Genomic DNA, 23,185 nt, shown 5'->3' on the forward strand with positions numbered 1-23,185 from the left:
TTAATTAAACAATAATTAACTTAAATATTTACAACATTTTTATTTTTAGTGTTTTTTCAACCACAAAATACCGTTGAAATGCATAAAAATCAGTTAATTTGCAATAAAAAACATGTATGTTAAGTTCATACTTTTACACCTTAAACTTAGAAGCGGGCACCGATGAAGCAGGTAGAGGTTGTCTTGCAGGGCCGGTAACAGCAGCGGCAGTAATACTTCCGCCAGATTTTAAAAATGAAATTTTAAATGATAGTAAACAGCTTTCAGAGAAAAGCAGAGAGATTTTACGACCTCTAATTGAATTATCCGCTACAACGTTTGCGATAACTCATTTACAACCTTCAGAAATAGATTCGATTAACATTTTAAACGCTTCTATAAAAGCTATGCAAGAATGCGTTTTAAAATTAGTTCCTCAGCCTGAATATATTATCGTTGATGGAAATAGCCCTTTTATCAGAAACAAAGGAATATTAAATAGTAGCGGAAAGATATTTACGCAAGGTGAAATCGAAATTCTTAAATCGATTCCAAGTACTAGTATTGTTAAAGGAGATTCTAAATTTATGAGTATCGCAGCTGCTTCTGTTTTAGCCAAAACGTATCGAGATGATTATATGAATAAAATTCATGAAGAATTTCCAATGTATAATTGGAAAAAAAATAAAGGATATCCAACAAAAGAACATCGAGAAGCAATCCGAAAATATGGAGTGACTAAATACCATCGAATGAGTTTTAGGTTATTGCCGGAACAATTATGCTTTGACCTTTAACCGCAAAGTCCACAAAGGAGGCACAAAGTACGCAAAGCTTTGATTAAATCTGCTGGAATACTTTAAACCCGCATTGTCAGCGTTCCATTTTTTTTAAATGCAAAGTTCATAAAGGAGGCGCAAAGTGTGCAAAGCGTTTTACGAAATCTGTGGAAATCTGTAAAATCAGTGTTATTAGCGTGCTGTTACACTATTATGAATTCAGCTTCGAACAAATCCTTAAAATGTTTTAAGATTTTTTCTTTCACTTCTTCCTCATTAACTTTTTCAACGCCGAGTTCGACTTGTAGCGAAGTAACTGCTTTCCCTCTAATTCCACAAGGAATAATGTTGTCGAAATAACCTAAGTCGGCATTTACGTTTAAAGCGAACCCATGCATAGTTACCCAACGAGAAGCGCGAACTCCCATAGCACAAATCTTTCTTGCAAATGGCGTTCCTACACCAAGCCAAACGCCCGTTTCTCCCTCGCTGCGTCCTGATTCTAAACCATATTCGCTCAAAGTTAAGATAATAGCTTCCTCAAGAAAACGTAAATATTTATGAATATCAGTGAAGAAATTTTCTAAGTCTAGAATAGGGTAACCAACGATTTGTCCTGGTCCGTGATAGGTGATATCGCCACCACGATTTATTTTATAAAAAGTTGCTTCTTTAGCTTCAAGTTGCTTTTCAGATAGTAATAAATTAGATAAATCACCGCTTTTCCCCAGCGTGTAGACGTGCGGATGCTCAACAAATAAAAAGTAATTTGGAGTTGGTAACTCTAATTCCTCTCTCCTATTTCTAATTTTTAAATCAACGATTCCTTTAAATAATTCTTCTTGATATTCCCAAGTTTTTTTGTAGTCCTTGTTACCTAAATCTTGAAGTTGGATAGTTTTATTCATTGGTCATTGCTAGGAACAGACTAATTCTTCTGTTCACTTATTTGTGAAGTGCAAAAATACAATTAATTATTTTGTTTTGCCACTAAGGCGTAAGGGCACTAATTTTTTATTTAAAAAAAGTTAGACACCACTTGCACGAATTTACACTAATAATGATTTATTGTAATGTCACTAATTTTATTTTTGCTGAAAAAAGTTAGACATACAAGCTAAAAGTTGAATTACTACCGAACTGAATTATATGTCAAAACCTGTCAGGTTTATTAATAGGAACCTTTAGCTAATGACCAGTGTTACTTTAAGAAAAAGTGACAATTTATTTACTAATCTCTACTCTAAAACTACTTCTACTGCTGTACTTATTGGATCTTGTAAGGCATCGGCTAGTTTGAAAACAATTTTTACTGATTTTTTATCCTCGCTAATTTTCGCATTTGGAGTAGAAACTGATTTTATTTTCTTTGGAAAATGATACTCTAAATTAAAAGACTGAACGATATTAAATTTAGCGAGTTGGCTTTTCCTTTCTGAAATAAGATCCTGCTGTTTCTTTAATTCTATGGGATCAGTAATTATTACTATTCGCTTAAAAATAGCTCCATAAAATGTGTACCAAATAAGATAATAATGCTCTTCGGCAGATAATGCATAATTATGTTTTAAATTATCTGCGTAGTTCTCAGTCTTTTGTAGATCGGCGATAGCATCTACTTTTTTGAAATTTTGCCAAATAGTAGTTTTAAATTCTTTTTCGAAAGGGCTTTTTTTAATGTGAACACTAACATCCTTGAATTTATTGTAAACTTTTTTTTCCGCTAACGGAAGTTTTTAGAAATTCTCCACATATTGAGTCATATAATCTTTGAAGGCATAAGTGCTATCAACATATTTCTCTTCAGTAGAATAATTATCTCCCACTAACTGCATATAACTTTGCTCATCGCGAAGGGATACCATTTCTATTTTTCCGCTACCGTCAGCATTGATGTATAGGGTTTCCGTTACCTGGCAACTTACTGTGAGCAAAAGAATTAATAAGAGTATAAAAAAATTTGTTTTCAATTATTTGCTTTTTGAGATCATGATTAAAAAACGAATATACCTATTTTGTGGGATTTATAGCCCAGATTGAAGTGAAAATCCTTTTTATTCGCGGGAGCGAATGAAAAGATTGTAGCGGAAAGCTGGAAATAGCTCCAAAAAAATAGTATCACTTTGCTACTTTGCTTCATATACAGTATCTTTGCGCTCTTAAAAAATAGCACAAAATGGCCTTATCAGAACAAGAAATCATCCGAAGAGAAAAACTTCAATCTTTACGCAACTTAGGAATCAATCCTTATCCTGCCAATCTTTTTCCAGTTAATCACACTTCGAAACAGATCAAGGAAAAGTTTGAAGATGGTAAGAAGGTTATTGTTGCTGGCCGTTTGATGAGTGTACGTGACCAAGGAAAAGCTTGTTTTGCTGAACTGCAAGATAGCGAAGGACGTATACAATTGTACGTAAATCGTGATGTTTTATGCCCTGAAGAGGATAAAACCATGTACAATCAGGTTTTCAAAAAATTAACTGATTTAGGTGATTTTATAGGAATTGAAGGAGAATTATTTACTACAAAAGTTGGTGCTCAATGTATTCGTGTCGATGTACTTACTTTTTTGAGTAAAACATTACGTCCGCTGCCTTTACCTAAGGTTGATGAAGATGGAAAAGTGCATGATGCTTTTAATGATGCTGAATTGCGTTATAGAATGCGTTATGTAGATTTGACCGTGAACGAACATGTAAAAGCAACTTTTATTAAGCGTACAAAATTGTTTAATGCGATGCGTACTTTTTTTAACGACGCTGGTTATCTAGAAGTAGAAACTCCCGTTTTGCAACCTATTCCTGGTGGTGCTGCGGCTCGTCCGTTTACTACACATCACAATTCACTTGACATTCCATTGTACATGCGTATTGCAAATGAGTTGTATTTAAAGAGATTAATTGTAGGTGGTTTTGAAGGAGTTTATGAGTTTTCTAAAAATTTCCGTAACGAGGGAATGGACAGAACACACAACCCAGAATTTACCGCTATGGAAATATATGTAGCCTATAAGGACTACAACTGGATGATGGAATTTGCTGAAGAGCTACTGGAATATTGCGCGGTTGCTGTAAATGGAACTTCTGAAGTTACTTTTGGTGAGCATCAAATTAATTTCAAGGCGCCTTATGCTCGTGTTACAATGACTGATTCTATTAAACATTTTACTGGTTTTGATATTTCTGGTAAAAGTGAAGCAGAACTTTTTGATGCTGCAAAAGGCATGGGAATTGACGTGAATGCAACGATGGGTAAAGGAAAATTAATTGATGAGATTTTTGGTGCCAAATGCGAAGGAAATTACATCCAACCTACTTTTATCACTGATTATCCAAAGGAAATGTCACCATTGTGTAAAGAGCACCGTGATAATCCTGAACTGACAGAACGTTTTGAATTAATGGTTTGCGGTAAAGAAGTTGCAAATGCATACTCTGAATTGAACGACCCGATTGATCAAAGAGCGCGTTTTGAAGACCAAATGCGTTTAGCTGAAAAAGGAGATGATGAAGCAACTGGAATTATTGACGAAGATTTCTTGAGAGCTCTAGAATACGGAATGCCTCCTACATCAGGTATGGGAATAGGAATGGATCGTTTGATTATGTATCTAACCAATAACGCTTCGATTCAAGAAGTACTATTGTTTCCACAAATGAGACCAGAGAAAAAACAAGTGCAACTTGAAGAAGACGAAAAATTAATTGTTTCTATTTTGAATGCTAACGGCAATATAATGGAATTTGGAGCACTAAAAACCAAATCAGAACTGAGCGGTAAAAAATGGGACAAAGCCATGAAAAACCTATCAGCTCTTGGTTTGACTGAAGTTGTGGTTGATGGTGCTGTAAAATCATGTCGATTGAAATCATAATCAAAATATTCTTAAAATAAAAAAAGGAACTTATACGAGTTCCTTTTTTATTACTACAAAGTCAACGATAAAAATTTAATCTAATGGTTAAGATGCCAAAACTAATTGTGGAATTTCAATTTTATACAATTCTATTTTATAAAAATCAAACTGGTTTAAAATTTGCTTTTTAGTTGTTTCGAAAAAAGAATTAGTAGAGAACAATTCCTCGTAATATCCAATTCCGATAATTAAATTATTTTTAAATGCGTTCCACTTTTTTATTTGGCCCGCAGTAAGTTCGTCAGAAACAGAGTCTATTTCGTTCCTTAAATAGTCAAGGTACATTTTTAATTCTTTTACAAAAAGATTAGGACGATCTAAAACACTCAATATAGAAGTTTTGCCATAAATATGTTTCATCATTGTAGCTAAAGAAACTTCGTGATTAAAGTAAGCCATGTTAGGTCCAGGACAAATAATAACTCCTTGCGCTTGACCTTTGATTTTAATATCATTCTCAAGATAGGAAGCGTTAGCTAAACCAACACAAAGACAAGCTTTCTCAGTAATACTACTTCTCTTTTTTTTAAAAATTTCCGCAGATAAATTATCTTTTAAGAGATCTAATTCCTCTAATTTCAAATCTTGATACTTTTTTGAAGACGTACAAATTCCTTTCGAATCATACTCTTTGCTTAGCGCCAAAAATCGTTTTGGACAAGAGCTACCCGCTTTATTATCGTTAATTCGTTTTTGCTTTAAAACTTCGTTAGTAGTTCCACGTAACGTATTGAATGGAATTCCTAAAGGAGAAATGTGACTTAAATATAAATCTTCTTCTTTGGCTCCAGCCAATAACGCTCTCGTATGATTATCTACTGAAGTCGCTTCAGGCACTAATAAAAAAGGAGAACCCCACCCTACTGAATCAACATTATACTGTTCTAGTAAAAAGTCATGTTCTTCAGCAGTTCCTACTCCGCCTTGTACAGTAATTTTTAAATCTAACGGCTTTTCTGGAACGTGCAAACCTTTTTGACCTAAAGCCTTAACCATTAGCTCATGAGCTGATTGGATTAATTGCTCTTTTTTCTGTTTGAATTCTTCTAAAATAGGTCCAAGTAAAAAGCCTTCAGTAGCAAAAGCATGTCCACCACAATTAAGTCCTGATTCTATTCGATACTCAGAAACCCAAAGACCTTTTTTAGCTAAAAAATTACCTTGAATCATTGCCGAACGGAAATCGCTTACCTTAAGAGTAATTCTCTTTTTTAGTTGATTGTTTAAATCAGGAAAAAAAGCACTAAAGTTTTCAAAATAGCTATACAACCTTGGATTCATACCCGCAGATAGCACCACTGAAGATTCTAGTGTACTATTAGCAAATCCTCTTAGCGCAGCGTGCGCATCGTTGAATTCAATAGGTAATTGCTCTTCTTTAATAAAGTTATCTTTATCGAGCTTAGTCATAATATTCACGTCGATATCACCAGCATATAGATGCTCATCTAAATAATTTTTAACGGTTTCTTTGAAAGCTAAACCGTCGTCCATTAAATTTTGCAAACCAATTTTGATACCTGATCTATCAGACAAAGTAGCAATATAATGCTCCATTGCCAATTTACTTTCAGTAAGTTCTATTTTAAAACTTTCAAATTTTTCCTTTACTATTTTATCTACTAAATTTAAGTAGGAAGTAATTCTTTCTGCGCGATAATCATGGATTTTTTGCGTAATCTCTTGATATGGAATATCAAATTTCTCGCTGTAAAAAGCATTCATTTTTTCAATCAACTCATCATCCATAATTGATATTACAGATGATATACCATACTTTGCCACTCGTATCGGACTGTCAATTGTATAGGCAAGTCCCATCACTGGTATATGAAAGGTATGCAGTGTTTTAAGTGTTGTCATCTACTATATGTTTTAAAATAAACTACAAAATTCGATAAAGAAAATAGAAAAAAAACTGATAAATATCATACCTTTTTGTCCTTTATTAAAATACCTTAGCTCTTTTTAGATTTGCTAGTTGTTAATTTTCAAATCTAAAGATGAAAATTTGTAATCTAAACAATAGCATTTGTTTAAAAAATAGTCCTGCAATTTAGAGTGGCGAAAATCTAAATTTGTAATAACTGAAAAGTCCTCACAATGAAATTAAATCTAAAATTTTGGCTCCAATTTTCATTAATAAATCTTTTTATTGTTGCAATTCTCGGAGTTATAATGCGTTATAAAATAGGTTTTGACTTTCCTTATTTCGATCAATCTTATCTCATACATTCTCACTCTCATTTTGCTTTTTCTGGTTGGCTCACACACACAATCATGACTTTGATGATTTATTTTCTTCAAGAAAAAATTCCGAATTTTCAATTGAACAAATATTTAAAAATTATTATCGCCAATTTGATTTGTGCTTATGGAATGCTATTCTTCTTTACCATCCAAGGATATGCGATGATCTCTATCTTTTTTTCAACGGCTTCGATACTAGTTTCTTATGTTTTTGGATACTTATATTTACAAGATTTAAAGAAAATAGATCCCGATTTAGCAGCTGTAAACTGGTTTAGAGCAGCGGTAGTTTTTAATGTTATTTCATCATTAGGGACATTTTATCTCGCTTATATGATGGCTACCAAAACTGCAGTTGAGAATTTAAAATTATCATCGATTTATTATTATCTCCATTTTCAATATAACGGTTGGTTTTTCTTTGCTTGTATGGGTTTACTTTTTTCATTCCTTAACCTTAAAAAATCAGATAATCCATTTTACGAAACAGCATTCAAGCTATTTGCAGTGACTTGCATTCCAGCATATTTTTTATCTTTATTGTGGTTAGAAGTAGATACATGGGTTTATTTAATTGCTGTTCTAGCAGCACTAATTCAAGTTTATGCTTGGTCCAAATTAATATTTGTTTTAATAAAAGTAAAAATGAATATTTTAAATGAGTATGCGCCTTTATTACGAACTATATTGATAATCGCATGCGTATCTTTAAGCTTAAAATTCATTCTTCAGTTGAGTTCTACAATTCCGGCTTTAGGCCAAATAGTATTTTTTTACAGACCTATAGTAATTGCTTATTTACACTTAATTTTATTAGCAGTAAATTCTTTGTTTTTGTTATTTTACATCTTTGCTAATCATTTTATAACCTTTAACCGAAACATAAAAATAGGTTTGATTGTATTTATGATAGGAATCTTCTTAAACGAGATATTTCTCGGTCTTCAAGGATTAATCCCATTTGGATTCCCTTACATTCCCTATACAAACGAGCTGCTTTTTGTTGCAGCATTAATACTGCTATCCGGTATCGGAATCATTGCACGATATTCAATGGTTAAAATCAAAAGTTAGCACTATTCTTTAGTAATCGAGGAAAAATATACTTCATTTCTAATTTCTAACATTAAATCTCTTTAACTATCTATTTTTAAGTTCGCTGTTATTATTGTGTTAATGATTAAACTTTTTAAAGAGAACTGGGTCTTATAGCAATAACACTTAAACTATAGAAATGAAAAAATTAATTATCGCTGCACTATTAGTTGCTGGAATGACAACTTACGCACAAGAAAAAAAAGAATTATCAACTAAGCCGAAAATGGAACGAATTACTCCAGAGCAGCGCCAAGAACGACAATTGGAAAAAATGACTTCAGAATTAAGCTTAGACGCAAAACAAAAGCAGCAAGTCAATCAAATCTTGACGGAGCAAAGCGCTAAGAGGAAACAAATGATGAGCAAAGTAAAGGCTACAAAACAAGAAATGAAAATTAAGCGCGCCGAATCTAAAAAAAGAATGCAGGAAGAGCGCTTACTTATGGAAGGTAAAATGAAAGCAATTCTATCGCCAGAACAGTTTGACACTTGGAAAACCAATCAAGAAAAAAAGAGAGAAAAAACAGAAAGCCGAATGAAAGAAAGAATGGAAAAAAGAATGAAAGGCGAGATGAAAAACTAAAAAGAAGCTTCGGAGTAAAATTCCGAAGCTTTTTTCATTTTATAAAACTTATAATGTTTTGGCCACTTTTTCAACAGCTCGTATCGTAAAATCTAAATCTTCATATGAAAGTGCATCTGTAATGAACCACGTTTCATATGCAGATGGAGCGATATAAATTCCTTCATTTAACATTCCGTGAAAGAATTTCTTAAAGGTTTCATTATCACCTTTTGCTGCCGATTTAAAATCAACTACAGGACTAGCATCAAAATGAACCGAAATCATAGATCCAATTCTGTTAATAGTGAATATAATGTTATTTTCTTTCAAAACCTTTTCAATACCTTCATGAAGGTATTGGGTTTTTTCTTCTAATCTTTCGAATATTGCACGATCCGAATCTAAAGCTTTTAGCATAGCAAGCCCAGCAGCCATAGCTAACGGATTTCCTGAAAGTGTTCCAGCTTGATAAACGGGTCCAAGTGGTGCTAAATAATTCATAATTTCTGCGCGAGCAGCAAAAGCACCTACAGGTAAACCACCACCTATTACTTTACCAAAGCAAACGATATCAGCGTTTACATTACTTAGTTCTTGAACTCCACCTGCTGCTAATCGAAAACCAGTCATTACCTCATCAAAAATTAGAAGTATATTGTTTTCCGTACACATTTGGCGTAAACCTTCTAAGAAACCTTTATTCGGTGGAATGCATCCCATGTTTCCTGCAACTGGCTCAACAATTATACAAGCAATTTCGTTTTTATTAGCTTCAATTAGAGTAGAAACATTTTCTAAATCATTATAATTTGCAAGCAAAGTGTCTTTTGCAGTTCCTGCAGTAACTCCAGGACTATTTGGTGAACCAAAAGTTATGGCGCCACTTCCGGCCTGAATTAAAAATGAATCAGAGTGACCATGATAGCATCCAGCAAATTTAATTATTTTATCTTTTTTTGTAAATCCTCGCGCTAGTCTGACTGCGCTCATACAAGCTTCTGTACCCGAATTTACGAATCTTATTTTATCGATATTCGGAACCATTGAAACTGCTAAAGCTGCAATTTGAGTTTCCAACTCTGTTGGCATTCCAAACGAAGTTCCCAATTTAGCTTTTTCAATTACAGCCTCGACAACTGGTTCGTAAGCATGACCTAAAATCATTGGTCCCCAGGAATTGATGTAATCTATTAAACGGTTTCCGTCTTCATCATACAAATAAGCACCTTTGGCACTTTTAACAAAAATTGGAGTGCCACCTACGGCTTTAAATGCTCTCACAGGAGAATTTACACCTCCAGGAATTACTTTTTCTGCTTCAGCAAAAAGCTGACTACTTCTCTTATATAACATTTTAAAATTGTTAATTTTCGTTACTCAAAATTAATTTACTACTAATCGCTGTCCAATAGAAAGCGTATTGTCAGATAGATTGTTTTTTTTCTTTAGATCTTCTACTTTTAATTCGAATTTTTTCGAAATTGAATAAAGTGTATCTCCTTTTTGAACTACATAAGAACCCAAATTATTAGGTCGTGAATTTCTACTTGTAATTGTTAGTTCTTCTACAATCTGCCTTTCATTCGAAACATAATTTACATCGAGAACCATGCTGTCGTATTCACTTAAACCATAACGGTCGATATATGATATCAATTTATCTGGATACTTAGGATCTGTTGCATATCCCGCGGCTCTGAGACCTCTAGCCCAAGCTTTATAATCTCCTTTTGATAACGTAAAAAGTTTTGAATATCTACTTCTACCAGTTAAAAACAAGGCGTGATCTTTAAATGATTCAGATGGATTGTCATATTTTCTAAAACATTCTTGAGCTGAATCATCATCGTGTCTCACACTTTCTCCGGCCCAACCAACATGACATTTTATTCCGAAGTGGTTGTTTGACCTAGTTGCTAAATCTCCTCTTCCAGCACCTGATTCTAAAATACCTTGTGCTAAAATTATACTTGCAGGAATACCGTAAGTTCGCATATTTCCCATTGCAATATCCTTAAACTGATAAATATAATCTTTGATAACATCATTAGTAACTCTTGTTCTCGAAGTAGAAACTATGACTTCACTCTCATTGCTTTTATCGTCTGCTTTCGTTTGATTTGAATTACTGGATTTCGGAGTGACTGTGCTTTTAGTGTAGGGTTTTTTAGTCGTTCGAACAATTTCCGACTTTGGCTTTAATGGTGCGCTTTTACTGGTTACTATAACAGGCTTTGAAGCATTACAGCTCACAAGGATTATAGCAGTAAAAACAAGTAGGATTTTTTTAAACATTTATAGCTATTATTGGTAATTGTTTTTTTATTAATTTTATATTCATTCCCTTAATTCCTTGAATTCCTCCAGTGTGAACTAATAGAATCTTAGAACCTGACGGGAAATAATTTCTTTCTATCATATCCATAACGCCAAAAACCATCTTTGCAGTATAAATAGGATCTAATGGAACTTGAGTTTGAATATAAAATTTATTTATAAATTGAACTAACTCTTCAGTTATCTTCCCGTAACCTCCGAAATGATAGTCCGTAACAAGCTCCCAATTACTATTTTTTACAAAATTACGAATCTCCCCTTTTAAAAAATCTCCTTTTAAAGCGGGAAATCCTAAAACCTTTTGATGAGGCAAAGCGCTATTAATAATTCCAGAAATAGTTCCACCTGTGCCTACTGCGCAACAAATATAATCAAATTTAGCGTCATCCTCATTTAGAATTTCCTCACAGCCCCGTATCGCTAATCCATTAGTACCTCCTTCAGGAATAAGAAAGAAATCACCAAATTTAGATTTCAAACGCTCTATAAATTGATCTTCTGTTTTAGTTCGATATTCTTCCCTACTCACAAATTCAAGATGCATTCCACAACTTTGTGCAAAACTTAATGTAGGATTATCTGAAATTTTATCTGCAAGTTCGTCTCCGCGAATGATTCCAATCGTTTTAAACCCACTTTCATAACCAGCGTAAGCTGCGGCTGCAATATGATTTGAAAAAGCACCTCCAAAAGTAAGTAACGTATCGTGATTTTCTTTCCCAGCTTGAGCTAAATTATATTTCAATTTCCTAAACTTATTACCGGATACAAAAGGATGAATCAAATCTTCTCTCTTTATCTGCAGTGATATAGCATTTGGTAATTGTAAAGTAATTTCTTGATTCAAGATGATGATTATTTATACAAAGGTAAAATTTATAAATAACTAAAAAGCGCAATCTTAATTAATTGCATTACCATTTTTCTCTACATTTTCGATACTTGATTTTTAATATAACGGAACAAACTTTTATTTTGGATTTTTTATGAGGTCTTGAGCCGCAAATAATTTAAAAACCGAAGAAAAGACCGATTTTTCAGGTACAGTAAATTTGACTCATTATCGTAAGCCTCTCGTTCAAAACTGATGTTTCGATAAGCTAAATTTGCATTTCGATATTGTGCCAAACGAAATATAAATTCTAAAAAATACCAGATGAAGAAAGGAAGAATTAATAGTTCTAATTGCTGACGCAAATGAATTTTTTCATGATTGACAAAAACTGAATTTCCTTTATAAGCGGAATGTTTTAAAAAGACAAACGGAAAAACGGTCATTCCACTATATCCCTTCGGAATTAAATATTTAGCAACAATAAGATACATTAGCTTTATAATTTATAGATTTGTAAGGGATATAAACTGTATTTTTAGAATAAAGCAATTTAAAAAAATCTGATTTTTAGTTATAATTCCACATCAATTTAATTCATTGAAGTATCAATAAAAAATGAATAAGCAAAGTAATGAAAATAAAGCAATCGAAGGAGAAGATTTTTATCTAACTCCGGAAGGTTATAAATGTTTTACAGAAAAACACCACTTAAAAAGGGGTTATTGCTGTAAAAATGGATGCCGCCATTGTCCGTATGGATTTAATAAAAAAACAGGAAACATCACCAAATAAAAATAATAAAATCCAGTATTTCTTTATGACCAAAAATTATAAAGTTTTACTTCACGATTTTATAACATAATATTCTTAAAATGACTTTTAAAGAGCAAATAGAACAAGGAATTCCTTCGGTTTTACCAACACCAAAACCCTTTGAAATTGACATAAATCACGCACCTAAACGAAAAGAAATTCTTTCTCAAGAAGAGAAAAAATTAGCACTTCGCAATGCATTAAGATATTTTGAATCGCAACACCATACTGAATTAATAAAGGAGTTTTCAGAAGAGCTTGATAAATACGGACGTATTTACATGTATCGCTTTCGTCCAGATTACGAAATGCGAGCAAGAGCTATTAGTGAGTATCCTGGGAAATCAGAGCAAGCAAAAGCGATTATGTTGATGATTCAAAACAATTTAGATTATGCTGTCGCGCAGCATCCACATGAATTGATCACATATGGCGGTAATGGAGCAGTTTTCCAGAACTGGGCACAATATCTATTAACAATGCAGTACTTATCTGAAATGACAGATGAGCAAACATTAACTATGTACTCTGGACATCCTATGGGTTTATTTCCTTCACATAAGGAAGCACCTAGAGTGGTTGTAACAAACGGAATGGTAATTCCAAATTATTCCAAACCTGATGACTGGGAAAAGATGAACGCTTTAGGAGTTTCTCAATACGGACAAATGACTGCAGGAAGTTATATGTACATAGGCCCTCAAGGAATCGTGCATGGAACTACAATAACGGTTTTAAATGGTTTTAGAAAAATAAAACGCAGTCCAAAAGGCGGATTATTTGTTACATCAGGATTAGGCGGTATGAGCGGTGCGCAACCAAAAGCAGGAAATATTGCAGGTTGTATTACTGTTTGTGCTGAAGTAAACGCAAAAATCACACATATTCGTCATAGTCAAGGATGGATCAACGAAGTCATTGAGAACATAGATGACTTAGCAAATAGAGTTATTTTGGCAAAAGCTAACGAAGAAACAGTTTCTATCGCATACTTAGGAAACATAGTGGATGTTTGGGAGAAATTTGATGTTGAAAACATTCATATTGATTTGGGTAGTGACCAAACTTCGCTTCATAATCCTTGGGCCGGAGGATATTATCCTGTTGGTATTTCTTTCGAAGATGCCAATGAAATGATGGCAAATAACCCCGAATTATTTAAAGAGAAAGTACAAGAAACTCTTCGTCGCCATACGACAGCGATAAATAAACATACTGCTAAAGGAACTTATTTTTTTGATTATGGTAATGCTTTTTTACTAGAAGCTTCGCGTGCAGGCGCGGATATAATGGCAGAAAACGGTATTGATTTTAGATATCCAAGTTACGTGCAGGACATTATGGGTCCTATGTGTTTTGATTACGGTTTTGGGCCTTTCCGATGGGTTTGTGCTTCAGGAAAACCGGAAGATCTAGCAAAAACAGATGCAATCGCATGTACAGTTCTAGAAGAAATGGCAAAAACAGCTCCTATAGAAATTCAGCAGCAAATGCAAGATAATATCACTTGGATAAAAGGTGCACAAGAAAATAAATTGGTCGTAGGCTCTCAAGCTCGAATACTTTATGCTGACGCAGAATGTCGTGTAAAAATAGCTGAAGCTTTTAATCAGGCTATTGCCAAAGGAGAAATTGAAACAGTTATTCTAGGTAGAGATCATCATGATGTTTCAGGTACTGATTCTCCTTATAGAGAAACTTCAAATATTTATGATGGCTCTCGATTTACTGCAGACATGGCGATTCAAAACGTAATTGGTGATAGTTTTAGAGGTGCAACTTGGGTTTCAATTCACAATGGAGGTGGTGTTGGATGGGGCGAGGTAATTAATGGTGGATTTGGTATGGTTCTTGATGGCTCTAAAGAAGCTTCAAAGCGCTTAACATCAATGCTTTTCTGGGATGTAAATAACGGTATTTCAAGAAGAAGTTGGGCGCGAAACGACGGAGCTATCTTTGCTATAAAAAGAGCGATGGAGACGCAACCGTTATTAAAAGTTACACTCCCTAATATAGTGGACGATACTTTGTTTAATTCTTAAAAATTATAAACATATCTTTAATACATAACTAGTAACCAAATAAATATATTATGAAAGCAATAAAACTCCTACCCGTATTTCTACTTTTAGCATTTGCATCGTGCAGTTCTGTGAAAGTATATTCAGATTATGATAATAAAGTCGATTTTAATCAATACAAAACTTATGCTTTTCATAAAAAGGGAATTGATAAAATCGAAATTTCCGAACTGGACAAAAAAAGAATCCTATACGCAATTGATGCTGAGCTAAGTAAAAAAGGAATGACAAAAAGTGAAAATCCAGATTTATTGATCAACGTATTTACTAAAGAACGTGAAAAAATTGATGTTAATCAATATAGTTCTGGATTTGGTTATGGTTGGGGATACGGATGGAATCCCTACTTATGGGGTGGAAGAAGCAGCACTATAAGCTCATCAACTGAAGGAACCCTATATATTGATTTAATTGATGCTAAGAAAAAAGAATTAGTTTGGCAAGGTGAAGGAATTGGTTATTTAACTAATAATAGAAATGAAAAAGAGAAAGTAATCAATGAATTTGTAACTAAAATTCTAGAGCAATTTCCACCTTCTGAAATGAAAAAATAAGAAATTTTATTCTCTAATGTGATTTTTCGATACATTTGTACTTGAAACAACTAAAATGAGAAATCCACTAACTATTATTTTCGCTATCATTATTATTATTCAACAATAATAAAGGAGCGTTATATAAATTAGTAAAAAAATAATTTTATCAAAACCTCCCTTATTCGGGAGGTTTTTTTATGCTTAAAAAATAGAATATGAAAATGTACGAACAAGTAGTGCTCGCAAAAAAACAATTAGAAGGAGTCGTTACTTCAACACCTTTGACTAAGAATTTTAATCTTTCAGAAGAATTTAATGCTACAATATTATTAAAAAGAGAAGATCTCCAAGTTGTACGGTCTTATAAAATAAGAGGTGCTTATAACAAAATGAGTACTCTAACTCCTCAAGAAAAAGCGCAAGGTGTTATTTGTGCTAGCGCGGGAAATCATGCCCAAGGAGTTGCTTATTCATGTAATCTACTGCAGATACAAGGAAAAATCTATATGCCAAAAACAACACCAAAGCAAAAAGTAAAACAAGTTCAATTATTTGGAAAGTCGTTCGTAGAAATAGTTTTAATAGGAGACACTTTTGATGATGCTTATGCAAAAGCAGCAGAAGATGCTACCGAAAACAATATCATTTTTGTTCATCCTTTTGACGATTTAAAGGTAATTGCAGGACAAGGAACCGTGGGATTAGAGATTTTAGAAAACTATAAAGATCAAATTGACTATGTATTTGTACCCATTGGCGGCGGCGGACTCTCAGCAGGACTCTCAGAAGTATTTAAAAAGTTAAGTCCTAAAACAAAAATCATAGGTGTTGAACCACAAGGAGCGCCCGCAATGAAAACTGCTATCGCGACAGGTAAAAACACGCCACTTGAAAGCATTGATAAGTTTGTAGATGGGGCTGCAGTAAAACAAGTTGGTAATTTAACTTTTGAGATTTGTCAAAGAAATTTAGATGCTATTATCTTAGTCCCTGAAGGTAAAGTGTGCACCACGATTTTACGTTTGTATAATGAAGAAGCCATGGTTGTTGAGCCTGCTGGAGCATTAACAATTGCAGCACTCGATTTCTATAAAGATGAAATAAAAGGTAAAAATATTGTTTGTATCGTTAGCGGAAGTAATAATGACATTGAACGCACCGCCGAAATAAAAGAACGATCTTTATTGTACGAAGAACTGATGCATTATTTTATGATTCAATTTCCTCAACGTCCAGGATCTTTGAAGGAATTTGTAAATGACATCTTGGGACCAGATGATGATATCACCTATTTCCAATTTACGAAAAAGAACAGCAGAGAAGTTGGTCCCGCTGTTGTGGGTCTAGAATTAAAAAATAAAAACGATCTGGTAGCTATCAAAAATAAAATGAATGATAAAGGATTTGAATTTAAATATCTCAACGAGAGACAAGATTTGTTCACACAATTAATTGGATGAAAGAACTTCGCTTTCTTTATATAACGACTACCTTTGCCGCAGTTTATTTCAAACAACTATGACTACACTTACAGATATCACAAATCTTGACGACATAAAACTACTTGTTGATACTTTTTATTCGAAGGTTCAAAAGGATACCTTTATCGGACCAATTTTTAATGAAAAAATAGGTAATGGCTGGCCTGACCATTTAGAGAAAATGTATCGTTTTTGGCAAACAATATTGCTAGAGGTACATTCTTATTCTGGAAGCCCGTTTCCACCGCACAAGCAATTACCCGTTGCGAAAGAACATTTCAAACGTTGGATGGAAATTTTTACAGAAACTACCGATAACTTATTTTTAGGACCAGTAGCTGATGAAGCTAAATTTAGAGCAAAGAACATGGCTGAAATGTTCAACTATAAAATTGAGTATTTCCGTAATGCGGCTAAACAGAATCCACATCAATAATTAATTATTTAAAAAGCAGCTATCATGCATAAATTTATACTTGGACTTCTTTCAATTCTTCTATTTGTTTCTTGTTCGAATTTGCAGCAGGTTGGCCAAAAAGATTTCTTACCCCAATTGAAGTTTATTAATGCGATAGAAATTCCTTATAATCAAGAATTTAAGAATACCAAAATAGGTGGACTTTCTGGTATTGATTACGATAAAAAACAAGACACTTATTATATTATTTGTGATGAAAGATCGCAGGAAAATCTTTCCAGATTTTATACCGCAAAGATTGATATTACTGATGACCAATTAAAATCAATAACTTTCCAAGAGGCTAACACTTTAAAAAATCAAAGTGGAAACACATTTGGGAGTTGGATCACTAATCCTGACACTTCTGCAGATCCAGAAGATATCCGTTATAATCCTAAAACAAAATCTTTAGTTTGGAGTAGTGAAGGTGCAAGAGTGATAAATGGTGCGAAAACTGTATTGCAAAATCCGTCTATTACAAATATAGATTTAAAAGGAAATTTTATAGATCAGTTTAATTTGCCGTCTAACTTAGAAATGAAGCAAGAACAGAAAGGACCTCGGAATAACGGAACTCTTGAAGGAATTACTTTTGATAAAAATTACAAAACGATATACACTAGTTTAGAGGAACCACTATTTGAAGATGGAAATCAAGCAAGTACAGCTGCAGGTGGATTAATTCGTTTTTATCAATTTGATTTAAAAACAAAGAAAAACACTTCACAATACGGATATAAGCTAGAACCAATTGCACACGAACCTAACCCTAAAGGATCTTTTGCAGTAAACGGCGTAGCCGCTATTCAATATTATAAAAACAAACAATTATTTGTTCTAGAGCGCTCCTACTCGACCGGAACCCAGGCGTGTACAATTAAAGTTTTTTTATCTGATTTCAGCAAAGCTACTAATGTACAGAATTACGAATCTCTACAGCAAGATAAAATTGATTTAGCAACCAAAAAATTGATTCTAAATATGGATGATTTAGGAATATTTACAGATAATATCGAAGGCCTGACTTTTGGTCCAAAATTAGCAAATGGCAATCGCTCCTTGATTTTCATTTCGGACAACAATTTTTCACCAACTCAAAAAACTCAAGTTTTATTATTTGAAGTAATCGAGTAGTTTTTATCCAACACATTAAACTGGCTTTACCTTACTTCGTTCTAAAAAATTTATCTACAAATTTACCATCGAGAAAAGTATTAATAAAATAATACACAACTAATTGTGATCGCGTAGTTCCCTCCAATGACTTAGTAAAATTGTTAAAGAAATCAATTTATCTGCTATAAACTAATTTAGTATTTCCCTAGCCCAGATAGAAGTGGAAAGCATTTTACAAAAAAAGAAATTTTTTGTTGACGTAAAAAAGCGACCTTAGGAAGCTCTTTTTAGGGCTTACAAAAATATCTTTTTTTGTAAAATCTTGTAGCGCATAGCTGGAAATAGCTCCTTAAAGTTGTACTTTTGCTAAATACTACAACGTTTTCGATATGAACTCAATTATAGAAAGTAATCCATTATTAGACCGATTGCCAAAGCATTTACAGCAATTTATCAAGCCACAAGATTACAATGATTACACACCAATAAACCAAGCAGTTTGGAGATATGTGATGCGTAAAAATGTGAATTATTTATCAAAAGTAGCGCACAATTCATACCTCGAAGGCCTTAAGAAAACAGGAATTGAAGTCGACAATATTCCTAGTATGTATGGAATGAACCGTATTCTTACAGAAATAGGTTGGGCTGCAGTTGCTGTCGATGGATTTATTCCGCCTAATGCTTTTATGGAATTTCAAGCATATAACGTACTGGTTATTGCATCAGATATTCGTCAGCTCGAACATATTGAATACACTCCTGCTCCAGATATTATTCATGAAGGTGCCGGTCATGCTCCAATAATTGCTAATCCAGAATATGCAGAATACTTACGTCGTTTTGGCGAAATAGGCTGTAAAGCCATTTCTTCGCATAAGGATTACGAAATGTATGAGGCGATCCGTTTACTTTCTATTTTGAAAGAAGCTGAAGGTACTTCTCAAATCGATATTGACGCTGCTGAAAAAGCGGTTGAAGATTTACAAAATAATATGGGCGAGTTGTCTGAAATGGCACAAATTAGAAACTTGCATTGGTGGACTGTTGAATACGGCTTAATTGGTTCCGTTGAAAATCCAAAAATTTATGGAGCTGGTTTACTATCTTCAATTGGAGAAAGTGCACACTGTATGACAGAAAAAGTAAAGAAAATTCCTTACGATATCTCGGCAGCAAATCAGAGTTTTGACATTACGCAATTGCAACCTCAACTATATGTAACCCCAGATTTTGCTTTTTTAAGTTTAATTCTAGAGGAATTTGCTAATAAAATGGCTTTGCGCACTGGAGGTTTATCAGGAATCAATAAATTGATACAGTCAACTGCTTTAGGAACAATTGAATTAAGTACCGGAATTCAAATCTCAGGAGTTTTTACCAATGTTATAGAATCTCAAGGAAAGCCGGTTTACATTCAAACCACAGGCAAAACAGCCTTGTCTTACAGAGAGAAAGAATTAGTTGGTCATGGAACTATTAAACATGTAGACGGTTTTGGAAGTGCCATAGGGAAGCTAAAGGGAATCAATCTTGCGATTGAAGACATGAGTCCAAGAGATTTGAGCGCTTACTCAATAACAGAAAACAAAACTGTAACCTTAGAGTTTGAAGGAGATATAACGGTTAAAGGTGAGATCATCACAGGTTCTAGAAATCTACATGGAGAAATTATTTTAATTAGTTTTAAAAATTGCACCGTTACGCATGGTGAAACAATTTTGTTCCAACCAGAATGGGGAGTTTATGACATGGCTGTAGGAAAAAAAGTAATCTCAGCTTTTTCTGGCCCAGCTGATGCAAATAGTTTTGATTTGATTTCGCATGTTCCCTCAAGCAAAACTATCAAAGCACAACAAAGTGCAGAACGTGATGATTTAGAAGTTTTATATCAAACAGTGAGAATGATTCGTGAATCGAAAGACACGACAACTTCATTAGTTCCTGTTTTTAAGAAATTAAAAGACAATCATCCTAAAGATTGGCTCTTGTCAGTTGAAATTACAGAATTATTAAATGATAGAAATGAACCGCAACTACTAGAAGAAGTGGCAAATTATCTACAAAACTTAAAGCAAAGAAGACCAGAAATAACGCATTTAATTAATGGCGGGTTGGATTTAATTTCGAAATCTGTTGCACATTAGTCAAAAGAATAATAGCTTAAATAAAACAAACCGCAGATTCACAGATTTTAAACAATCCTTCAATCTGCGGTTTTATTTTATAGAATAAATAAAACACTTTTATTTTTGAATTACAGAAGCTCAATAAACGTTCTATAAATCGCTTCAATAATATTTAAAGAAAATTAATAGATTACAGCTTTAATTGCTTTCCAAATTCTTTTTCGCTCTCAATCACTTTTCCATCATATTTCAGCGTCCAACCTAACTGACTCGTTGTAATAAGTAGTTTAGATAATTCACTTATTAATCTATTCTCAGCGTTAGTTTTTAGTGTAGAAGTTTCCATCTTTTTAGCTAAATTCGCTTTTACTGATTTATTTATTTTATTGTAATCTTCACCCGTAAAAGGATTTAACTTGCTTTGCTCTACATCAAAAAATTTAATATCAGGATTTATTTTTATCTCTTCTTTTGGTATAAAAACAATCGTAATTATTTTGTTCTGTTCATCAATATCATATTTCACTTTTCGCAAGTCGTAAGCAACAGTCACATCTGCATTGACAACAACTAAAGCTTTCTTTTCAAAAGAAAGCATATTCAATAAATACTTTTGCTGATTTTTATACGTAATCACTTCAGAGAAATGCCCTTCAGTAACAATCAGCTTACCTACATTTAAAATCTGTTGTTGTATTAATCCTGCACTATCAATTGTGGTAGCATCATCCTCTTTTTTAAAGTCGCAATATTTGAATAGTAAAAATATCGCCGCAATTATTCCTACTAGTATCAGTATTCTTTTTAACATAATTAAAATTTCATGAATGAGTATTGTGTCTCTAATTTAGTGATTTTTTCTCTTAGTTTAGTTAAGAATTTCAAATGACTTTCTGAGTCTGGATTAAAAGATCTGTGTAACAAGCCTTTCTGAATATTTTCTACATCATCCATAGTGCCATAAATAGTCTCTGAAATAGTGCTTTTTTTAAACTGTGACCAAATATAATCAATCGCTACCTCATTAGGATGCAGCATATCTTGCGCATAAAATCGATAATCGCGAAGTTCATCCATCATGATTTCGTAGGAAGGAAAATATAGACTGTTCTCATTAAAATTTTCGTTGTGTAAAACCTGATGAATTGCAGTAAACAAATTTGATTTACTCCACTGATTTTCAACAAATCCGTCTTTTATATGACGCACAGGTGACACCGTAAAAATTAAATTGAATTTTGGATTCACTTTTTGAATTAATCTAATCGTATTAATGATAGATTTTTCAATGGTTTCAACTGATAAAATTAACTTCTCAAACTGTTTTTGCGGAACTTTATGACAATTTGCTACTATAATATTGCTTTCTAAATTGCGATAAACCCAGGACGTACCGTATGTGATAATTATATGGGAAGCTTCTTCTAACTGCATTTTAACTTCTTTGCAAATTGTATTCAAAGACTCTAACAATTCTTGTTTGTTGGGCTGGCTTAGATCAGAATGCGCATCAAAACAATGCCAAAGTTCATTGTGAAAAAAAATATCTATTTCAGTAAATATCTTTTCTGAAACGGCAAAATCGATAAACTTCTCAATCGCTAATGGATGAAATAGAATTCCGAAAGGATTACAGCTATTTTGGAATTTAAAATAGTTTAGTTTCTCCGCCATATTCACAGCAAAACACGAGCCTATTGAAACAATTTTTGAGTCATAGTCGATAGGTTGATTGCCCTTTTGAATAGGTATTTGCGTTCTAAATTCCATTGCTTTATTCTTTACTACAAATTTGAATAATTTTACCGGAATAAACCTCTTTAAAGTTTATTTTCATACAATCTTAAAATAGCATATTAAAAAACCCTTTCACTATTTACATATTGAAAGGGTCGCATTATGATGTTATTAAAAATATCAATTAATAGAAATATTCGATTTTGACAAATGACGTATTAAAAATAGAAGTTTGTGAAATTTGTTCTTTTGGATAATTGCTTGAGTCGTAAATAAAGTTACTTTGATGAAACTTAGCCGAAGATATAATCTTATCGTCCTTTGCTAAACTTGAAGCTTCCGTGATTACTAAACAATTACTTTCTGAAATTAATTGACTGTTATCTAGCAATTTATTAAATCCTTTTATTTGGAAGAATGGATTATTCTTAGAGTCAAATTCAAATTCTAAAGTATACTTTGAAACAGTTCCCTCTGCAGTATTGTCTAAAACTCTTTCATCTTTTACTAAATTTTCATTTTGAAAATATAAAATTCCGTGATATTCTTTTACCAATTTATCATCTGAGCTAACTGTTAATTTCTCGTAAGAAACTGTTCTGTCAGCATTATGAGTATAATTTATAAGATATTTTTTTAAAGATGTAGCAGATACTAATTTCCCCGCATCGTAGGTATATTCAAGAGTTTCAGAAACATTTGTCACTTTATTTAAAGTTACCTTTTTTGAAATTAAGCCATCGGTATATGTAAAATCAACATGAGAAGCGTTATCATCAGTGCTTTCTATCTCAGTACCATTATAAGAAAACTGTTTTGTAATAACTTCACTATTTTTAGAAGTAGAAATCGTCTTTTTTAATAATCGCAAATTGTCATCCGCATCAGTAGAGCACGAATAAAATGCGAAGATGCAGATCGATAAAACTATATATATTGATTTTATTTTTTTCATAAATTTTAAATAGATGCGCTGTAAACGTTACATTATTTCTCAACGCGAGCGCAAAATTAAATATTTAAAATTATTGGTGCAATATATATCGCTATACTCCCCATATTTCGGTTAAACG

The 23,185-nt window shown here is 33.0% G+C and carries 21 protein-coding genes; 11 read left to right on the plus strand and 10 right to left on the minus strand.

Annotated elements, in window-relative coordinates:
- Nucleotides 1-116 precede the first annotated feature (116 nt).
- Complete coding sequence (locus RCH19_RS00545; protein ID WP_343021598.1) at nucleotides 117-776, plus strand: ribonuclease HII; 660 nt, start codon at nucleotides 117-119, stop codon at nucleotides 774-776.
- A 185-nt stretch (nucleotides 777-961) separates the two neighbouring features.
- On the opposite strand, the gene lipB is transcribed toward RCH19_RS00545, so the two are convergent.
- Nucleotides 962-1,666, minus strand: a complete 705-nt coding sequence (lipB, locus tag RCH19_RS00550; protein ID WP_343021599.1) for a lipoyl(octanoyl) transferase LipB — start codon at nucleotides 1,664-1,666, stop codon at nucleotides 962-964.
- Nucleotides 1,667-2,494: 828 nt separating this feature from the next.
- A complete protein-coding gene (locus RCH19_RS00555; RefSeq protein WP_343021600.1) occupies nucleotides 2,495-2,728 on the minus strand; it encodes a hypothetical protein in 234 nt (77 codons plus the stop codon).
- Between the two features lie 206 nt (nucleotides 2,729-2,934).
- Between RCH19_RS00555 and lysS the strand changes: the two genes are divergently transcribed.
- Nucleotides 2,935-4,632, plus strand: coding sequence for a lysine--tRNA ligase (gene lysS / locus RCH19_RS00560; protein ID WP_343021601.1), 1,698 nt, complete (start codon nucleotides 2,935-2,937; stop codon nucleotides 4,630-4,632).
- Nucleotides 4,633-4,719: 87 nt separating this feature from the next.
- On the opposite strand, the gene RCH19_RS00565 is transcribed toward lysS, so the two are convergent.
- Nucleotides 4,720-6,537 (minus strand): hypothetical protein, encoded by a 1,818-nt coding sequence (locus RCH19_RS00565; RefSeq protein WP_343021602.1) that lies wholly within the window; start codon nucleotides 6,535-6,537, stop codon nucleotides 4,720-4,722.
- A gap of 240 nt (nucleotides 6,538-6,777) precedes the next feature.
- Between RCH19_RS00565 and RCH19_RS00570 the strand changes: the two genes are divergently transcribed.
- On the plus strand, nucleotides 6,778-7,998 hold the full coding sequence (locus RCH19_RS00570; protein ID WP_343021603.1) for a hypothetical protein: 1,221 nt from the start codon (nucleotides 6,778-6,780) through the stop codon (nucleotides 7,996-7,998).
- Nucleotides 7,999-8,158: 160 nt separating this feature from the next.
- Complete coding sequence (locus RCH19_RS00575) at nucleotides 8,159-8,605, plus strand: hypothetical protein (RefSeq protein ID WP_343021604.1); 447 nt, start codon at nucleotides 8,159-8,161, stop codon at nucleotides 8,603-8,605.
- Between the two features lie 48 nt (nucleotides 8,606-8,653).
- On the opposite strand, the gene hemL is transcribed toward RCH19_RS00575, so the two are convergent.
- The 4 genes from hemL to RCH19_RS00595 all read right to left on the minus strand — a co-directional run bounded on the left by hemL (nucleotide 8,654) and on the right by RCH19_RS00595 (nucleotide 12,250).
- The gene (gene hemL, locus RCH19_RS00580; protein ID WP_343021605.1) at nucleotides 8,654-9,940 is read right to left on the minus strand and encodes a glutamate-1-semialdehyde 2,1-aminomutase; all 1,287 of its coding nucleotides are present in this window, start codon (nucleotides 9,938-9,940) and stop codon (nucleotides 8,654-8,656) included.
- Between the two features lie 30 nt (nucleotides 9,941-9,970).
- Nucleotides 9,971-10,882, minus strand: coding sequence for a glucosaminidase domain-containing protein (locus tag RCH19_RS00585; RefSeq protein ID WP_343021606.1), 912 nt, complete (start codon nucleotides 10,880-10,882; stop codon nucleotides 9,971-9,973).
- Nucleotides 10,875-11,771: a pyridoxal-phosphate dependent enzyme gene (locus tag RCH19_RS00590; RefSeq protein WP_343021607.1), complete on the minus strand. Its 897-nt coding sequence runs from the start codon at nucleotides 11,769-11,771 to the stop codon at nucleotides 10,875-10,877. The genes RCH19_RS00585 and RCH19_RS00590 overlap by 8 nt, the downstream gene beginning before the upstream one ends.
- Before the next feature lie 137 nt (nucleotides 11,772-11,908).
- Nucleotides 11,909-12,250 carry a hypothetical protein gene (locus RCH19_RS00595; RefSeq protein WP_343021608.1) on the minus strand — a complete coding sequence of 114 codons (342 nt, stop codon included), beginning with the start codon at nucleotides 12,248-12,250 and terminating at the stop codon, nucleotides 11,909-11,911.
- 124 nt (nucleotides 12,251-12,374) lie between these two features.
- Between RCH19_RS00595 and RCH19_RS00600 the strand changes: the two genes are divergently transcribed.
- The 7 genes from RCH19_RS00600 (at nucleotide 12,375) to RCH19_RS00630 (ending at nucleotide 20,393) form a co-directional block, all read left to right on the plus strand.
- The gene (locus RCH19_RS00600; protein WP_343021609.1) at nucleotides 12,375-12,551 is read left to right on the plus strand and encodes a DUF5522 domain-containing protein; all 177 of its coding nucleotides are present in this window, start codon (nucleotides 12,375-12,377) and stop codon (nucleotides 12,549-12,551) included.
- 80 nt (nucleotides 12,552-12,631) lie between these two features.
- Nucleotides 12,632-14,614, plus strand: coding sequence for a urocanate hydratase (locus RCH19_RS00605; RefSeq protein ID WP_343021610.1), 1,983 nt, complete (start codon nucleotides 12,632-12,634; stop codon nucleotides 14,612-14,614).
- A gap of 50 nt (nucleotides 14,615-14,664) precedes the next feature.
- Nucleotides 14,665-15,207 (plus strand): DUF4136 domain-containing protein, encoded by a 543-nt coding sequence (locus RCH19_RS00610; protein WP_121924151.1) that lies wholly within the window; start codon nucleotides 14,665-14,667, stop codon nucleotides 15,205-15,207.
- A gap of 197 nt (nucleotides 15,208-15,404) precedes the next feature.
- Nucleotides 15,405-16,649 carry a threonine ammonia-lyase IlvA gene (gene ilvA, locus RCH19_RS00615; protein WP_343021611.1) on the plus strand — a complete coding sequence of 415 codons (1,245 nt, stop codon included), beginning with the start codon at nucleotides 15,405-15,407 and terminating at the stop codon, nucleotides 16,647-16,649.
- Nucleotides 16,650-16,707: 58 nt separating this feature from the next.
- Nucleotides 16,708-17,106 carry a group III truncated hemoglobin gene (locus RCH19_RS00620; RefSeq protein WP_343021612.1) on the plus strand — a complete coding sequence of 133 codons (399 nt, stop codon included), beginning with the start codon at nucleotides 16,708-16,710 and terminating at the stop codon, nucleotides 17,104-17,106.
- Between the two features lie 24 nt (nucleotides 17,107-17,130).
- The gene (locus tag RCH19_RS00625) at nucleotides 17,131-18,264 is read left to right on the plus strand and encodes an esterase-like activity of phytase family protein (RefSeq protein WP_343021613.1); all 1,134 of its coding nucleotides are present in this window, start codon (nucleotides 17,131-17,133) and stop codon (nucleotides 18,262-18,264) included.
- Between the two features lie 371 nt (nucleotides 18,265-18,635).
- The gene (locus RCH19_RS00630) at nucleotides 18,636-20,393 is read left to right on the plus strand and encodes an aromatic amino acid hydroxylase (RefSeq protein WP_343021614.1); all 1,758 of its coding nucleotides are present in this window, start codon (nucleotides 18,636-18,638) and stop codon (nucleotides 20,391-20,393) included.
- Between the two features lie 172 nt (nucleotides 20,394-20,565).
- Here the strand turns inward: RCH19_RS00630 and RCH19_RS00635 are convergent, their stop codons facing one another.
- The 3 genes from RCH19_RS00635 to RCH19_RS00645 form a co-directional block, all read right to left on the minus strand.
- The gene (locus tag RCH19_RS00635; RefSeq protein WP_343021615.1) at nucleotides 20,566-21,186 is read right to left on the minus strand and encodes a DUF4230 domain-containing protein; all 621 of its coding nucleotides are present in this window, start codon (nucleotides 21,184-21,186) and stop codon (nucleotides 20,566-20,568) included.
- Between the two features lie 2 nt (nucleotides 21,187-21,188).
- On the minus strand, nucleotides 21,189-22,145 hold the full coding sequence (locus tag RCH19_RS00640; protein ID WP_343021616.1) for a GSCFA domain-containing protein: 957 nt from the start codon (nucleotides 22,143-22,145) through the stop codon (nucleotides 21,189-21,191).
- 151 nt (nucleotides 22,146-22,296) lie between these two features.
- The gene (locus tag RCH19_RS00645) at nucleotides 22,297-23,067 is read right to left on the minus strand and encodes a hypothetical protein (RefSeq protein WP_343021617.1); all 771 of its coding nucleotides are present in this window, start codon (nucleotides 23,065-23,067) and stop codon (nucleotides 22,297-22,299) included.
- Nucleotides 23,068-23,185: the final 118 nt, after the last annotated feature.

Source organism: Flavobacterium sp. PL12, from assembly GCF_039123485.1.
In the GTDB taxonomy this organism is placed as follows: Bacteria; Bacteroidota; Bacteroidia; order Flavobacteriales; family Flavobacteriaceae; genus Flavobacterium; species Flavobacterium weaverense.

Bases quoted from the DNA above. Each gene is read 5' to 3' on its own strand.
- RCH19_RS00545 (WP_343021598.1), top strand. From the start codon at position 117: ATGTTAAGTTCATACTTTTACACCTTAAACTTAGAAGCGGGCACCGAT.
- lipB (WP_343021599.1), bottom strand. From the start codon at position 1,666: ATGAATAAAACTATCCAACTTCAAGATTTAGGTAACAAGGACTACAAA.
- lysS (WP_343021601.1), top strand. From the start codon at position 2,935: ATGGCCTTATCAGAACAAGAAATCATCCGAAGAGAAAAACTTCAATCT.
- RCH19_RS00565 (WP_343021602.1), bottom strand. From the start codon at position 6,537: ATGACAACACTTAAAACACTGCATACCTTTCATATACCAGTGATGGGA.
- RCH19_RS00570 (WP_343021603.1), top strand. From the start codon at position 6,778: ATGAAATTAAATCTAAAATTTTGGCTCCAATTTTCATTAATAAATCTT.
- RCH19_RS00575 (WP_343021604.1), top strand. From the start codon at position 8,159: ATGAAAAAATTAATTATCGCTGCACTATTAGTTGCTGGAATGACAACT.
- hemL (WP_343021605.1), bottom strand. From the start codon at position 9,940: ATGTTATATAAGAGAAGTAGTCAGCTTTTTGCTGAAGCAGAAAAAGTA.
- RCH19_RS00585 (WP_343021606.1), bottom strand. From the start codon at position 10,882: ATGTTTAAAAAAATCCTACTTGTTTTTACTGCTATAATCCTTGTGAGC.
- RCH19_RS00595 (WP_343021608.1), bottom strand. From the start codon at position 12,250: ATGTATCTTATTGTTGCTAAATATTTAATTCCGAAGGGATATAGTGGA.
- RCH19_RS00600 (WP_343021609.1), top strand. From the start codon at position 12,375: ATGAATAAGCAAAGTAATGAAAATAAAGCAATCGAAGGAGAAGATTTT.
- RCH19_RS00605 (WP_343021610.1), top strand. From the start codon at position 12,632: ATGACTTTTAAAGAGCAAATAGAACAAGGAATTCCTTCGGTTTTACCA.
- RCH19_RS00610 (WP_121924151.1), top strand. From the start codon at position 14,665: ATGAAAGCAATAAAACTCCTACCCGTATTTCTACTTTTAGCATTTGCA.
- ilvA (WP_343021611.1), top strand. From the start codon at position 15,405: ATGAAAATGTACGAACAAGTAGTGCTCGCAAAAAAACAATTAGAAGGA.
- RCH19_RS00620 (WP_343021612.1), top strand. From the start codon at position 16,708: ATGACTACACTTACAGATATCACAAATCTTGACGACATAAAACTACTT.
- RCH19_RS00625 (WP_343021613.1), top strand. From the start codon at position 17,131: ATGCATAAATTTATACTTGGACTTCTTTCAATTCTTCTATTTGTTTCT.
- RCH19_RS00630 (WP_343021614.1), top strand. From the start codon at position 18,636: ATGAACTCAATTATAGAAAGTAATCCATTATTAGACCGATTGCCAAAG.
- RCH19_RS00635 (WP_343021615.1), bottom strand. From the start codon at position 21,186: ATGTTAAAAAGAATACTGATACTAGTAGGAATAATTGCGGCGATATTT.
- RCH19_RS00640 (WP_343021616.1), bottom strand. From the start codon at position 22,145: ATGGAATTTAGAACGCAAATACCTATTCAAAAGGGCAATCAACCTATC.
- RCH19_RS00645 (WP_343021617.1), bottom strand. From the start codon at position 23,067: ATGAAAAAAATAAAATCAATATATATAGTTTTATCGATCTGCATCTTC.